The organism is Janthinobacterium sp. HH104 (genome assembly GCF_001758715.1).
Classification (GTDB): domain Bacteria; phylum Pseudomonadota; class Gammaproteobacteria; order Burkholderiales; family Burkholderiaceae_D; genus Janthinobacterium; species Janthinobacterium aestuarii.
In genome coordinates this window covers 1-13,027 of sequence record NZ_LRIB01000040.1, presented here as the reverse complement: position 1 = coordinate 13,027, position 13,027 = coordinate 1, and the positions used below count along the sequence as shown (strand labels likewise).

General features: G+C 63.3%; 11 protein-coding genes and 2 riboswitches. Of the genes, 9 read left to right on the top strand and 2 right to left on the bottom strand.

What is annotated here, in order from left to right:
• Window positions 1–90 precede the first annotated feature (90 nt).
• Window positions 91–663, bottom strand: coding sequence for an ATP-dependent Clp protease proteolytic subunit (locus JAB6_RS18305; RefSeq protein WP_034752378.1), 573 nt, complete (start codon window positions 661–663; stop codon window positions 91–93).
• Between the two features lie 169 nt (window positions 664–832).
• Window positions 833–919: riboswitch (glycine riboswitch) on the top strand.
• A 27-nt stretch (window positions 920–946) separates the two neighbouring features.
• Window positions 947–1,052, top strand: a riboswitch (glycine riboswitch).
• Window positions 1,053–1,126: 74 nt separating this feature from the next.
• Here JAB6_RS18305 and gcvT point away from each other — a divergent pair.
• From gcvT to gcvP, 3 genes are all read left to right on the top strand, one after another.
• A complete protein-coding gene (gene gcvT / locus JAB6_RS18300) occupies window positions 1,127–2,248 on the top strand; it encodes a glycine cleavage system aminomethyltransferase GcvT (RefSeq protein WP_070304005.1) in 1,122 nt (373 codons plus the stop codon).
• A gap of 73 nt (window positions 2,249–2,321) precedes the next feature.
• Window positions 2,322–2,702, top strand: coding sequence for a glycine cleavage system protein GcvH (gene gcvH / locus JAB6_RS18295; RefSeq protein ID WP_034752282.1), 381 nt, complete (start codon window positions 2,322–2,324; stop codon window positions 2,700–2,702).
• Between the two features lie 118 nt (window positions 2,703–2,820).
• On the top strand, window positions 2,821–5,721 hold the full coding sequence (gcvP, locus tag JAB6_RS18290) for an aminomethyl-transferring glycine dehydrogenase (protein ID WP_070304027.1): 2,901 nt from the start codon (window positions 2,821–2,823) through the stop codon (window positions 5,719–5,721).
• Between the two features lie 311 nt (window positions 5,722–6,032).
• Here the strand turns inward: gcvP and JAB6_RS29385 are convergent, their stop codons facing one another.
• Window positions 6,033–6,200, bottom strand: coding sequence for a hypothetical protein (locus JAB6_RS29385; protein ID WP_175444571.1), 168 nt, complete (start codon window positions 6,198–6,200; stop codon window positions 6,033–6,035).
• Window positions 6,201–6,344: 144 nt separating this feature from the next.
• On the opposite strand from JAB6_RS29385, the gene JAB6_RS18285 reads away from it, so the two are divergent.
• From JAB6_RS18285 to JAB6_RS18260, 6 genes are all read left to right on the top strand, one after another.
• A complete protein-coding gene (locus tag JAB6_RS18285; RefSeq protein ID WP_070304004.1) occupies window positions 6,345–7,562 on the top strand; it encodes a Bcr/CflA family efflux MFS transporter in 1,218 nt (405 codons plus the stop codon).
• Window positions 7,563–7,587: 25 nt separating this feature from the next.
• The gene (locus tag JAB6_RS18280) at window positions 7,588–8,205 is read left to right on the top strand and encodes a TetR/AcrR family transcriptional regulator (RefSeq protein ID WP_070304003.1); all 618 of its coding nucleotides are present in this window, start codon (window positions 7,588–7,590) and stop codon (window positions 8,203–8,205) included.
• On the top strand, window positions 8,202–8,861 hold the full coding sequence (locus JAB6_RS18275) for an Asp/Glu/hydantoin racemase (protein ID WP_070304002.1): 660 nt from the start codon (window positions 8,202–8,204) through the stop codon (window positions 8,859–8,861). The genes JAB6_RS18280 and JAB6_RS18275 overlap by 4 nt, the downstream gene beginning before the upstream one ends.
• Window positions 8,862–9,240: 379 nt before the next feature.
• Window positions 9,241–11,925, top strand: coding sequence for a magnesium-translocating P-type ATPase (gene mgtA, locus JAB6_RS18270; RefSeq protein ID WP_070304001.1), 2,685 nt, complete (start codon window positions 9,241–9,243; stop codon window positions 11,923–11,925).
• A 36-nt stretch (window positions 11,926–11,961) separates the two neighbouring features.
• A complete protein-coding gene (locus JAB6_RS18265) occupies window positions 11,962–12,303 on the top strand; it encodes a hypothetical protein (RefSeq protein WP_034752292.1) in 342 nt (113 codons plus the stop codon).
• Window positions 12,300–12,812 carry a ribonuclease HI family protein gene (locus tag JAB6_RS18260; protein WP_034752294.1) on the top strand — a complete coding sequence of 171 codons (513 nt, stop codon included), beginning with the start codon at window positions 12,300–12,302 and terminating at the stop codon, window positions 12,810–12,812. Before JAB6_RS18265 ends, JAB6_RS18260 begins: the two co-directional genes overlap by 4 nt.
• Window positions 12,813–13,027: the final 215 nt, after the last annotated feature.

Genomic DNA, 13,027 nt, shown 5'->3' with positions numbered 1-13,027 from the left:
TCTGCCCTGTTCCGCGCGGCTTTTGCTGTGCTGCAGCGAAGAATTACATTCGATTACAAAATTTCCTCGTCAAGACCAGCCGCCTGAGCGTCAGATATTCGTCAGGCGCTTGCCCTTGGGCGGCGCAAAGTCGCGGATCGAGTCGATCATGCCCACGTCCAGCGCCTGGTCGGCCGTCAGGTGCAGGTCGGAATACGCATGCACCTGCCACTGCTCTTGCGTCAGGTTGACGTGGCCGCGCAGGATGCGCTCGGTGCGCATGTCGTCGGCGCGCAAGCCCTCGACGATGATGCTGAGCGCATCGGGACGCGAACCGGGCGAGGCCGTCGCATGCGACTTGTGCACCATGAAGCGGGCCGTGTCGCTGGCGTGGCGCTGCCGCCCCGCCAGGAACAGGGTGACGGCGATGGACGCCACGGCGCCTGCGTTGTAGGTAATGATGTCGAGCGGCAACTTGCTGAGGAAGTTGTACAGACAGATGCCATCGCTGACATAGCCGCCGTTGGACTGGATCAAAATGTGTGCGGTGGTGAGCTTGTCTTCCGTGATGTCGGCCACGGCGTTGAAGACGCGCCGCACCATGTCACTGTTGACGTCGCCCGAGAGGGTAAAGTAACCGTGCTGCTCGGTGTTGTTTTGTGTCTCGCTTTGTGTCGTGTTCATGGCAGGCACCCGCAAGAAAGCCAGGATTTCATCATAGCGCATTCCCGCGCGGCCGGGCGCCCTTTTGCAACGGGCCAGCGCCCCTCCCAGCCCCGCAAACCGGGGCTTTTGCTGCAATTTGGCAACGTCTTTTCAGATTGACAGAAACACCCCGCTGGCATATATTCCTCCCACTTGATCGGGAGAGGGCAACCCAGCGTTGCCGCCGAAGGGGCACTACCCAAAAACTCTCAGGCAAAAGGACCGATCAGGCGGACTGAAGCTGTTGCTTTGGCAACATCTTTAGCTCAACTCTGGAGAGCGGCCGCGGCTATTGCCGGCGGCCCACCGAAGGGGCGCACGGGGCAAGCCCCCGTAATCTCTCAGGTACAAAGGACAGGGGGGTCAGTGATCACGCTGGAAAGCCGTGTTTGGCTATTCTATGTTTTGTTAACTCCCCCTTTACCTTCGTCCCGAGGAATCCATGACGCTCAAAGCGACCCCACTCAACAACGCCCACCGTGCCCTCGGCGCCCGCATGGTCGATTTCGGCGGCTGGGACATGCCTGTCAACTACGGTTCGCAAATCGAAGAACACAACGCCGTGCGCGGCGACGCCGGCATGTTCGACGTGTCCCATATGTGCGTGGTCGATATCGAAGGTCCGAACGTGCGCGCCTTCCTGCGCGGCTTGCTGGCCAATAACGTCGACAAGCTGCAAGTGTCGGGCAAGGCCCTGTACTCGTGCATGTTGAATGCCGAAGGTACCGTCATCGATGACCTGATCGTCTACTTCTTCAATGAAAACTGGTTCCGCCTCGTCGTCAACGCGGGCACGGCTGAAAAAGACGTGGCCTGGATGCAGCAGCAAAATACCGGCACCAACAGCGGCCTGACGATCACGCAGCGCCGCGACGGCAACGACGCCATGGCCCTGGTGGCCGTGCAAGGTCCGAACGCGCGCGCCAAGGTGTGGCAAGTGCTGCCAGAAACGCAAGCCGCGTCCGAAACCATCAAGCCGTTCAACGTCGTCATCGTCAAGGACACGGCTTTCGGCGAAGTCATGCTGGCGCGCACCGGCTACACGGGCGAAGACGGTTTTGAAATCGGCGTGGCCGCCACCCAGGTGGAAGCGCTGTGGAATGCATTGATCGCCGCTGGCGTCAAGCCGGCCGGCCTCGGTGCGCGCGACACCCTGCGTCTGGAAGCGGGCATGAATCTGTACGGCCAGGACATGGATGAAACCGTCAACCCGCTCGACGCGGGCCTCGCATGGACGATCGACCTGGTCAGCGAGCGTGACTTCATCGGCAAGGCCGCCCTGCTGGCCAAAGGCCAGAACGCGCAATTCGTCGGCCTGATCCTGCGTGAAAAAGGCGGCGTGCTGCGCGCCCACCAGAAAGTCATCATCGCTGGTAACGAGCAAACAGGCGAAATCACGAGCGGCACCTTCAGCCCGACCATGCAGGAAGCAATTGCCCTGGCGCGCGTGCCCAACGGCGTCAACGTGGGCGACACCGTGCACGTGGAAATCCGCGGCAAGCAGCTGGCCGCCTCGGTAGTCAAGCTGCCTTTCGTGCGTAACGGTAAAATCCTGGCTGCGTAAGCGTATTTATAGAGCCGCCCGCAAGACCGTACAACCATAATCAATAACGAACATTTACCATCTGGAGCCACACATGAACATTCCTGCAGACCTGAAGTACACCGCTTCCCACGAATGGGTACGCCTGGAAGCCGACGGCACGATCACCGTCGGCATCACCGAGTACGCGCAGGATGCGCTGGGCGACATCGTCTTTGTCGAACTGCCTGACGTCGGCGCCACCTTCACCGCCGGCGACGACGCCGCCGTGGTGGAATCGGTCAAGGCGGCAAGCGACATCTATGCGCCGCTGTCGGGCGAAGTCGTGGCCGTCAACGACGACGTGGTCAATGCGCCTGAATCGATCAACGCCGACGCCTACGCCAACTGGCTGTTCAAGATCAAGCCAGCCGACGTGTCGGCCCTGGACGGCTTGCTCGACGCTGCCGCCTATGGCGCCACCACCAGCGCGTAATCGCGTTTGACTCACGGGCCGCGTTTGCGGCCCGTTTGCATTTAATTTTGTAGCTATGCCCCGGCGCCGCGCCCGCGCGCCGCATCCCGGTTTTTCAGTCTTTTTTGGCCTCTATATCATGACCCGCACCAGCCTGACCCAACTCGAAGCACGCGATGCCTTCATCGCCCGCCACATCGGCCCTTCCGCCACCGAACAGCAAGCCATGCTGGCGACCCTCGGCTATCCATCGCGCGCCGCGCTGATCGATGCCCTGGTACCGGCCAACATCCGCAACAAGGGCGCCCTGCCCCTGGGCGCGTACTCGCAGCCGATGCCGGAACAGGAAGCCCTGTCGCGCCTGAAAGCCATCGCCGGCAAGAACCAGGTGCTAAAATCCCTGATCGGCCAGGGCTACTACAACACGTTCACCCCTGGCGTCGTGTTGCGCAACATCTTTGAAAACCCGGCCTGGTACACGGCATACACGCCTTACCAGCCAGAGATTTCGCAAGGCCGCCTGGAAGCGATTTTGAACTTCCAGCAAGTGATCACGGACCTGACCGGCATGGGCATCTCGAACGCCTCGATGCTGGACGAAGGCACGGCCGCCGCCGAAGCGATGACGCTGATCCAGCGCGTGGGCAAGTCGAAGTCGAACGTGCTGTACGTCGCCAACGACGTGCTGCCGCAAACCCTGGAAGTGGTGCAGACGCGCGCCCAGCCGATCGGCATCGAGGTGCGTACGTTCGACCCGGCTGAAATCGAGTCGCTCGACGCCTGTTTCGGCGTGCTGCTGCAATACCCTGGCGTGAACGGTGTCGTGCGCGACTACCGCGCCGGCGTGGAAAAACTGCATGCGAATGGCGCCATGGTCATCGTCGCGGCAGACCTGCTGGCCCTGACCATGCTCACGCCACCGGGCGAATGGGGCGCCGACGTCGTCGTCGGCAACAGCCAGCGCTTCGGCGTGCCGCTCGGTTTCGGCGGCCCGCACGCAGGCTATCTGTCCACGCGCGATGAATTCAAGCGCAATATGTCGGGCCGCCTGGTCGGCGTGACCGTCGATGCGCAAGGCAACAAGGCGTATCGTCTGGCCCTGCAGACGCGCGAACAGCATATCCGCCGCGAAAAAGCGACGTCCAATATCTGCACGGCGCAAGTGCTGCTGGCCGTGATGGCCTCGATGTACGCCGTCTACCACGGCCCTGCCGGCCTGCTGCAGATCGCCCAGCGCGTGCACCGCTTTACGGGCGTGCTGGCGGCCAACCTGAAGACGCTCGGTTATGGCGTCGTCAACGCGAGCTACTTCGACACCCTGACCATCAATGTCGCCGATGCGGCGCAGCTGCACGCGACGGCCATGCACCACGGCGTCAACCTGCGCAAGATCGACAACACCCATGTCGGCGTGTCGCTCGACGAAACCACCACGCGCGATGATATCGCGCTGCTGTGGAAGGTCTTCGCGCACGGCCTGGCCAACGCGCCTGCCGCCCCGGACCTGGACGCCGTTGAAGCAAATGTGACCAGCGCGCTGCCGGCCAACCTGGCGCGCGAAAGCGCCTACCTGACCCACCCGGTCTTCAACAGCTACCACTCGGAACACGAAATGCTGCGCTACCTGCGCAGCCTGGCCGACAAGGACCTGGCGCTGGACCGCACCATGATCCCGCTCGGCTCGTGCACCATGAAGTTGAACGCCACGAGCGAGATGATTCCCGTCACCTGGCCAGAGTTCTCGAACATCCACCCGTTCGCGCCGGACGCGCAAACGGTCGGCTACCGCGAAATGATCTCGCAGCTGGAAGAGATGCTGTGCGCGCTGACCGGCTACGCGGCCGTCTCGCTGCAGCCGAACGCCGGCTCGCAGGGCGAATACGCGGGTCTGCTGGTGATCAAGGCGTATCACGAATCGCGCGGCGAAGGCCACCGCAACATCTGCCTGATTCCATCGTCGGCACACGGCACCAACCCCGCATCGGCCAACATGGTCGGCATGCAGGTCGTCGTCACCAGCTGCGACGCCAACGGCAACGTGGATCTGGCCGACCTGAAAGCGAAAGCGGAAAAGCACAGCGCCAACCTGGCTTGCGTGATGGTCACCTACCCATCGACCCACGGCGTGTTTGAAGAAGGCATCCAGGAACTGTGCGAAATCATCCACTCGCACGGCGGCCAGGTCTACATCGACGGCGCCAACATGAACGCGCTGGTCGGCGTGGCCGCTCCCGGCTCGTTTGGCGGCGACGTGTCGCACCTGAACCTGCACAAGACCTTCTGCATCCCGCACGGCGGTGGCGGACCAGGCGTCGGCCCGATCGGCGTGGGCGCCCACCTGGCGAAATTCCTGCCGAACCAGCGTTCAAGCGGCTACCAGCGCGACGCCGCCGGCATCGGCGCCGTCAGCGCCGCGCCATTCGGCTCGGCCAGCATCCTGCCGATTTCGTGGATGTACATCGCCATGATGGGCGCAGAGGGATTAACCGCAGCGACCGAGACGGCGATCCTGGCGGCGAACTATATCGCGCGCCGCCTGGCGCCGCACTACCCCGTGCTGTATTCGGGCCACGACGGCCTGGTCGCGCACGAGTGCATCCTGGACCTGCGCCCGATCACGGACGCCACCGGCATCAGCAACGAAGACGTGGCCAAGCGTTTGATGGACTTCGGTTTCCATGCGCCGACCATGAGCTTCCCCGTGCCGGGCACCCTGATGATCGAACCGACGGAAAGCGAATCGAAAGCGGAGATCGACCGCTTCATCGACGCCATGATCGCCATCCGCGCGGAAATCGCCAAGGTCGCCAGCGGTGAATTCGATCACGACGACAACCCTTTGAGGAACGCGCCGCACACGGCACAAGTCTTGATGTCGGACAGCTGGGACCGCAAGTACAGCCGTGAAATCGCGGCCTATCCGGTCGCGTCCCTGCGCCAGCGCAAATACTGGCCGCCGGTCGGCCGCGCCGACAACGTGTACGGCGACCGCAATCTGTTCTGCGGTTGTGCACCGATCAGTTCGTACGAGGAGGAATAACGCCAGACCAAACCTACTGCGCGTCGCGCTTTGCGGCCGGCGATGCTCACCGTACTAGAGTACGGTTGCGCTTCTCGGCCACAAATCACTGACGCTCGCTACGGTTTTGTCAGGCGTCGAAACTCGGTAATCAGGAATTAAAATCCTGGCGAAAACCGGGAGCATTAAACCAGAACGGCAGGCCGCAAGGTCTGCCGTTTTTTTATGCGCCGCCTACAGCTACGTAGGTCGGATTAGCGCGCAAGCGCGTAATCCGACATCACCACCGGCCTCGCCAACAATGTTGTCGGATTACGCTCCGCTAATCCGACCTACGCTAGCGGCAACGCCAGCAGGACGGCGCCCGGCAGCCCTAGGGTCGTGCCGAGTATCGTCAGCAATATGACGTCGCGCCGCTCGCAGCGGGCGCGGTGCGAACTCCAGGCGGCAAACAGCAGCGCCACGGCAACGCCGCTGAGCGAGATTCCCACCTCCGTCATGCCAGCTCTCCCGTCATTGTCTCTTCCTTCATCGCTCTCATCCTTTTCATTGATTGAACAAGCTACCTACCGGTAGGCAGTAAGTGTACAATAAAAAACACGGCGGCGTCCATGCCCTGTTTTTTGACGATAAAAGGAATCGCAATGCAGCAGCAAACCACTCTCCCCGCCGCCAGTCTCGGGCTGGCGGCTTCCCTGGCTCTCGTGGCCGTGCTTGGTCCGGCAGGCATCGACATGTACCTGGCCTCGATGCCCGCCATGGCGCGCGAGCTGCACACCTCGTATGCGAATGTGCAGCTGAGCCTGACCGTCTTCCTGCTGGCCCTCGGCGCAGGCCAATTGCTGTGCGGGCCGCTCACCGACATGCTGGGCCGGCGCCGTCCGCTCCTGGCCGGCATCGCCGTCTACATCGTGGCGGCCGTATGGGCGTCGCAGGCGGATCAATTGAGCACCTTGCTGCTGGCGCGTACCTTGCAGGGCCTGGGTGCGGCGCTGACCCTGGTCGTGGTGATGAGCATGGTGCGCGACGTGGCCGATGGGGTCAAAGCGGCGCAGCTGTTTGCCCTGTTGATGACCATTGTCGGTCTGGCGCCCGTGCTGGCGCCGGCCGTGGGCGGCTTGCTCGACGCGCACTACGGCTGGCGCGCCGTGATGCTGGCCCTGGCCGCGCTGGGCGCCTTGACCCTGCTCAATAGCGCGCTGTTCCTGCCGGAAACACTGCCCCGTGCCCGCCGCGTTTCGCCGCAAGGCATGCACCGCACCTATGCGCGCATCGCACAGGACCGCGCCTTCCTGCTGCCCGCGCTGGCCCTGTCAGCCACGTTCTTTTTCCTGTTCGCGTATATCGGCGGCGCGTCGCTCGTGTACCAGCGCGATTTCGGCCTGTCCGCCAGCAGTTTCGGCCTCGTCTTTGGCGCGACAGGCGTGGCCGTGCTGCTCGGTGCCATGGCCAGCGGCCGGATGGTGGAAAAGCATGGCGTGGCGCGCCTGAGCGTGGCGGGCAGCGTGGCCATGCTGGGCGGTGCGGCACTGGCCCTGCTGGGCGCGTGGGCGGGAGCGGGCATCGCCGCCGTCGTGCCGGGCATGTTCGTGGCCCTGTTTGGCCTGGGCATCGCGGAAGCGGCGCTGATGGCCATGGCCATGGGTTCGCAGCAGCGCGCACTCGGCTCCACGGCCGCCCTGCTGGGCGCCATCCAGATGACCTTATCGTCCTTGGCCACGCCGCTGGCGGCCAGTCTGTCCGAATGGGGGCCGCTGCCCTGGCTGCTGTTCTTGACCGTGGCCGGCCTGCTGGTATCATGGCTGACCCTGGCCACTGCGCGCATCCATCCGGTCCATGCCGGCAGCCTGGGAGCGCACTGACGCTTCACCCAATCACTACCCTCATATGAAGAAACGTTCGGCCTCGGCCGATAACATCTGCGCCGTCGCCGTCTTGCATTTTTCCGAACACGGCTACGACGCCTCGTCGCTCAGCTACATCGCCGAACAGGCGGGCATGCGCAAGGCTTCGCTGTATTCGCACTTCGCCGGCAAGGACGCCCTCTTCCTCGACGTGTTTGCCGACGCGCTGGCCGAGGAACAAGCGTTCATGGATAGCTGCTTCGCCGACGAAGCGGCGCTGACGGCGCCCGGCGGCCTGCAGGCCGGCGCCCTGTATTGCGACCGCATGGCGCAGCGCTACGCGGAGTCGGCCCACCTGCGCTTTTTGCTGCGCACGGCATATTTACCGCCCGCGCCCTTGCGCATCGAAGTCGGCACGGGCTATGAAGCCTTGCTTGCGCAATTGCAGCGACATTACGTGGCCAGCCTGGGCCGCCTGGCGCCTGCCCTGGCGCCGCAGCGCGTCGACCTGTATGCGCAAGCCTACCTGGGCATCGTCGACAGCCTGCACGTGGAACTGATCTACGCGGGCGGCGCCGCGCTGCAGCAGCGCCATGCAGCCCTGTGGCAGATATTGTCCGATTCACTGGCGATGGCGCAAACGGCTACGCCTTCCTCATGACATCATTCATTTCCTTCCTGCACACGTCTCCCGTGCATGTGGCCAGCTTCGCGCGCCTTCTCGATACGCAGGCGCCAGGCATGGTCGCCGAACACCATGTGGATGAAGCGTTGCTGGCGGCGGCGCAGCAAGCCGGCGCCGACGAGGCCGCGCTGGAACGGCGCATCCACGCCGCCATGGCGGCTGCCGCTGCCAACGGGGCGGCCGTCGTGGTCTGCACGTGCTCCACCATCGGAGCCGCCGCCGAACGCACGCCGACCGGCGGACGCTACACCGCCATGCGCATCGACCGCGCCATGGCCGATACCGCCGTGCTGGCAGGCCCGCGCATCCTGGTCGTGGCGGCCTTGGCCAGCACGCTGGCGCCCACCACGCGCCTGTTGCAGGAATCGGCTGCCGCGCTGGACAGGCCTATCCAGTTGCAGTCGCTGCTGGCCGAAGGCGCGTGGACGCACTTCCAGGCTGGCGATCACGCGGCGTATATCGGCGCCATCACCGGCTGCATAATGACAGCCACGCCGGCGGCCGACGTGATCGTGCTGGCGCAAGCGTCGATGGCGCCGGCAGCGCAGGCACTGCAGGAACTGGGCGTGCCGGTGCTGTCGAGCCCATCGCTCGGTGTGGCGCGGGCGCTCGCGCAATTGCAGGCACCTTGACGTCAACATTACACTTTGGAAACCTAAGATTTCTTCAGTTGACACTCTTGCAGCCCATCCATAAGATGCCCTCATTATTCATTTACGGAGTCCCACGTGGGTACTTGTTCTAGTGACAGTAGCCGATCTTGTATCGGTGATTGCCTCGGCAGCTAAACAGCAAGCAACGCGGAACTCTCTTTCCTCCGTGCCTTGCTGAGCAAGGTGCGGTGTCTCGCGCGGCCAGTCCGGCTGCGCGCCTCCTCCCTCTTTCCGATCGCGACCGGCTACTGACCCGGATTGCCCGCCTGCGTCATGGTTCGCCATGTTGCGTCGGCGGCACGCAAGTCTTGCCTGCGGCTGCGCCGCCCGTCAACACCTCGCCGTGAAAGGAAGAGCCATGAATCTCTTCACCCGCTTATTCGAATCGTTCCTGCGCAAACGCCATACGGCCGGTCATTTCCGCCGCCGCGCCATGCCGCTGGAAAACAGCACGGCCCGCCCCGTGCCCGACCACCTGGCGCGCCAGCTGCTGGCCGCCGCCCATGAAGACCTCGACAGCGCCCTGAACCGCCTGCACACGCGCGTCGAAGGCTTGCGCGATGCCGAGGCGCAAGTCATCGGCGCGCAAACGGGCCCGAACGAGGTCGAGCATGAAAAGCCGCTGGCCTGGTACCAGCACCTGTGGCTGTGCTACAAGAATCCGTTCAACCTGCTGCTCACCGTGCTGGCCATCGTGTCCTACCTGACGGAAGATCCAAAGGCGACCATCGTCATCGGCACCATGGTGATCCTGTCGACCTTGCTGCGTTTCGTGCAGGAAGGCCGCTCGAACCGCGCCGCCGAGCGCCTGAAAGCCATGGTCAGCAATACGGCCACCGTGCTGCGCAATGGCCAGCAAAGCGAGCTGCCGATCCGCCAGCTGGTGCAGGGCGACATCATCGTGCTGTCGGCCGGCGACATGATCCCCGCCGATTGCCGTCTGCTGTCCGCGAAAGACCTGTTCGTCAGCCAGGCCGCCATGACCGGTGAATCCTTGCCGGTGGAAAAGATGGCCGAGCTGGCCGACGCCCATGGCAAAGACCCGATGGAACTGGCCAATTTGCTGTTCATGGGCACGAACGTAATTTCGGGCGCCGCCACGGCGCTGGTCCTGGCCACGGGCAACCGCACGTATTTTGGCACCATCGCCACGAGAGTGACGGCCACCGAGCGCACGCCGACGGCGTTCGAGGCGGGCGTGAACAGCGTCAGCTGGCTCTTGATCCGCTTCGCCCTCGTGATGGCGCCGCTCGTGTTCCTCATCAATGGCTGGACCAAGGGCGACTGGATGGAAGCGTTTCTGTTCGCGCTGTCGGTGGCCGTCGGCCTGACGCCGGAAATGCTGCCCATGATCGTCACCAGTACCCTGGCCAAGGGCGCCGTGAAACTGTCGAAAAAGAAAGTCGTCGTCAAGCGCCTCGATGCGATCCAGAACTTCGGCGCCATGGACGTGCTGTGCACCGACAAGACGGGTACCTTGACGCAAGACAAGATCGTGCTTGAGCGTCACACGGACGTGTTCGGCCAACCGTCCGATGAAGTGCTGCAATTTGCCTATCTGAACAGCCACTACCAGACCGGCCTGAAAAATCTGCTGGACCGCGCCGTGCTCGACCATGTGGAATTGCAGACGGAAATGCAGCTGGCCCGCGATTATGTGAAAGTCGATGAAATCCCGTTCGATTTCGTGCGCCGCCGCATGTCCGTCGTCGTTTCCGAAAAAAATGATCATCATGAGCTGATCTGCAAGGGCGCCGTCGAGGAAATTCTCGCCGCCTGCAGCCATTTGCGCCTCGGTGGCGTGAACATTCCGCTCGATCCTGCCCTGCTGGATAAGGTGCTGGAAACCACGCATGGCCTCAATGCGGAAGGCTTGCGCGTAGTGGCAGTGGCAGTCAAGGAAGTGCCGCCGCATAAAACCGTGTATGGCGTGGCCGATGAAACGGCGCTGACCCTGATCGGCTACGTGGCCTTCCTCGATCCGCCGAAGGAATCGACGGCACCCGCCCTGCGCGCGCTGGCCGAACACGGCGTGACCGTGAAAGTCTTGACGGGCGACAACCACCTCGTGACGGCGAAGATCTGCCGCGAAGTGGGCCTGGCCGTGCATGGCGTGCTGCAAGGCCAGCAGCTCGATGACATGGACGACGCCACCCTGGCGCAGGCGGCAGAGGACAACACCGTGTTTGCCAAGCTCAGCCCGCTGCACAAGGAGCGCCTCGTGCGCGCGCTGCGCGGCAATGGCCATATCGTCGGCTTCATGGGTGACGGCATCAACGACGCGCCCGCCCTGCGCGCGGCCGACATCGGCATTTCCGTCGATTCGGCCGTCGATATCGCCAAGGAAGCGGCCGACATCATCCTGCTGGAAAAGAGCCTGATGGTGCTGGAAGAAGGCGTGCTGGAAGGCCGGCGCACCTTCAGCAACATGCTCAAATACATCCGCATGACGGCCAGCTCGAACTTCGGCAATGTGTTTTCCGTACTGGTGGCCAGCGCCTTTTTGCCGTTTTTGCCGATGCTGCCGCTGCACTTGCTGGTGCAAAACCTGCTGTACGACGTGTCGCAGATCGCCATCCCGTTCGACAATGTCGATGCCGAGCTGATCCAGCAGCCGCTGAGCTGGAATCCGCGCGACATCGGCCGCTTCATGGTGTTCTTCGGACCCATCAGCTCGATCTTCGACATCAGCACGTTTATCCTGATGTGGCATGTGTTCGGCGCCAATACGCCCGAGCAGCAGACACTGTTCCAGTCCGGCTGGTTCGTCGTGGGGCTGCTGACGCAAACCTTGATCGTGCACCTGATCCGCACGCCCAAGCTGCCGTTCATCGACAGCATCGCATCCGTGCCCCTGCTGGTGGCCACCACCGCCATCATGGCCGTGGGCGTCTTCCTGCCGATGGGTCCGCTGGCGACCTACTTCAAGCTGCAAGCCTTGCCGCTCGGATATTTCCCATGGCTGCTGGGCATCCTCGTCTGCTACACGGTGCTGACAACGTTCATGAAGCGCGTGTATCTGCGCAAATTCGGCTGGCAATAGTATGATGAGCCGCTCTTTCTTCTCACAAAGGCACGCATGAGCGGCTCCCACCTTTCCAAACGTAATCTCGCCCTGCTGCTGTCGGGTCTCGTGTTTCCCGGCAGCGGGCATTTTGTATTGAAACGCAAGGCGCGCGGCTGCCTCTTCCTCGTGCCGGCCCTGGTCGCGCTCGTGCTCGTATTACGCCAGATCATGGCACGTTTGGACCAGGTAATGGCACAGATCGACAGCGGCGCCCTGCCCCTCGACGTGCAGCTGATCGTGGAAAAGGTCGATGCGCTGTCCGCCAATGACGGCCCGGCCATGACAGTGGCCGTGGGCGTCCTGGTGGCGTGCTGGGTAGCCAGCCTCATCGACACCTTCCTGATCAAGCCATGACGGCGGAGGCGCAGGCGCGCAAAGCACGCAAGGAAGCCAAGATGCAGGCGCGCCGCGCGCAGCTGGCGCTCAGCCGCCAGGACCACGGCGGCCCGCTGGCCTGGCGCGGCTGGTTCGACGGTTCCGCCCACCCGAATCCGGGCAAACTGGGCATAGGCGCACTGCTGCTGGGGCCGAACGGCGAACGCATCGAAGTGAGCGAGTCGGCTGGCTATGGCAGCAGCAGCGACGCGGAATACGCGGCCCTGACGGCCGTGCTGCAAGCGGCACTCAAGGTGCGCCCGCCGCCCGTGCAGTTGCTGCTGTTCGGCGACAGCCAGGTGGTGATCAACGACGTGCTGGGAACGACGCCGGTCGGCGCCAAAGGACTGGAAACGCAAAGGGCCACCGTAGTGGCCCTGCTGGAACAATTCAATGAGGTCAGCTTGCGCTGGCTGCCGCGCCACCGCAATGGCGAGGCGGACAAACTGTCGCAGATGGCGGTTGCAAACCTTACCCCAGAGTCCTAAATACCGGGGTCGTACCCTCCAGGGTACGACCCCAGCTTTTACGGGGTAAGCAACTTAAGCCGCACGGCCGATCCGCAACGCTTGCTTCTGCTCTTTTGCCATCGGACGTTTCATCCCCTTCAAACCGCTGACACTGGCCTGCTGGCCATTCAGTTTGAATACGCTGACGACTTGCGCCAGGTTATGCGCCTGGTGCTGCATCGATTCGGCGGCGG

What these genes read in the sequence shown, in the direction of transcription:
- JAB6_RS18305 (WP_034752378.1), bottom strand. Translation starts at nt 663, where the DNA reads ATGAACACGACACAAAGCGAGACACAAAACAACACCGAGCAGCACGGT.
- gcvT (WP_070304005.1), top strand. Translation starts at nt 1,127, where the DNA reads ATGACGCTCAAAGCGACCCCACTCAACAACGCCCACCGTGCCCTCGGC.
- gcvH (WP_034752282.1), top strand. Translation starts at nt 2,322, where the DNA reads ATGAACATTCCTGCAGACCTGAAGTACACCGCTTCCCACGAATGGGTA.
- gcvP (WP_070304027.1), top strand. Translation starts at nt 2,821, where the DNA reads ATGACCCGCACCAGCCTGACCCAACTCGAAGCACGCGATGCCTTCATC.
- JAB6_RS29385 (WP_175444571.1), bottom strand. Translation starts at nt 6,200, where the DNA reads ATGACGGAGGTGGGAATCTCGCTCAGCGGCGTTGCCGTGGCGCTGCTG.
- JAB6_RS18285 (WP_070304004.1), top strand. Translation starts at nt 6,345, where the DNA reads ATGCAGCAGCAAACCACTCTCCCCGCCGCCAGTCTCGGGCTGGCGGCT.
- JAB6_RS18280 (WP_070304003.1), top strand. Translation starts at nt 7,588, where the DNA reads ATGAAGAAACGTTCGGCCTCGGCCGATAACATCTGCGCCGTCGCCGTC.
- JAB6_RS18275 (WP_070304002.1), top strand. Translation starts at nt 8,202, where the DNA reads ATGACATCATTCATTTCCTTCCTGCACACGTCTCCCGTGCATGTGGCC.
- mgtA (WP_070304001.1), top strand. Translation starts at nt 9,241, where the DNA reads ATGAATCTCTTCACCCGCTTATTCGAATCGTTCCTGCGCAAACGCCAT.
- JAB6_RS18265 (WP_034752292.1), top strand. Translation starts at nt 11,962, where the DNA reads ATGAGCGGCTCCCACCTTTCCAAACGTAATCTCGCCCTGCTGCTGTCG.
- JAB6_RS18260 (WP_034752294.1), top strand. Translation starts at nt 12,300, where the DNA reads ATGACGGCGGAGGCGCAGGCGCGCAAAGCACGCAAGGAAGCCAAGATG.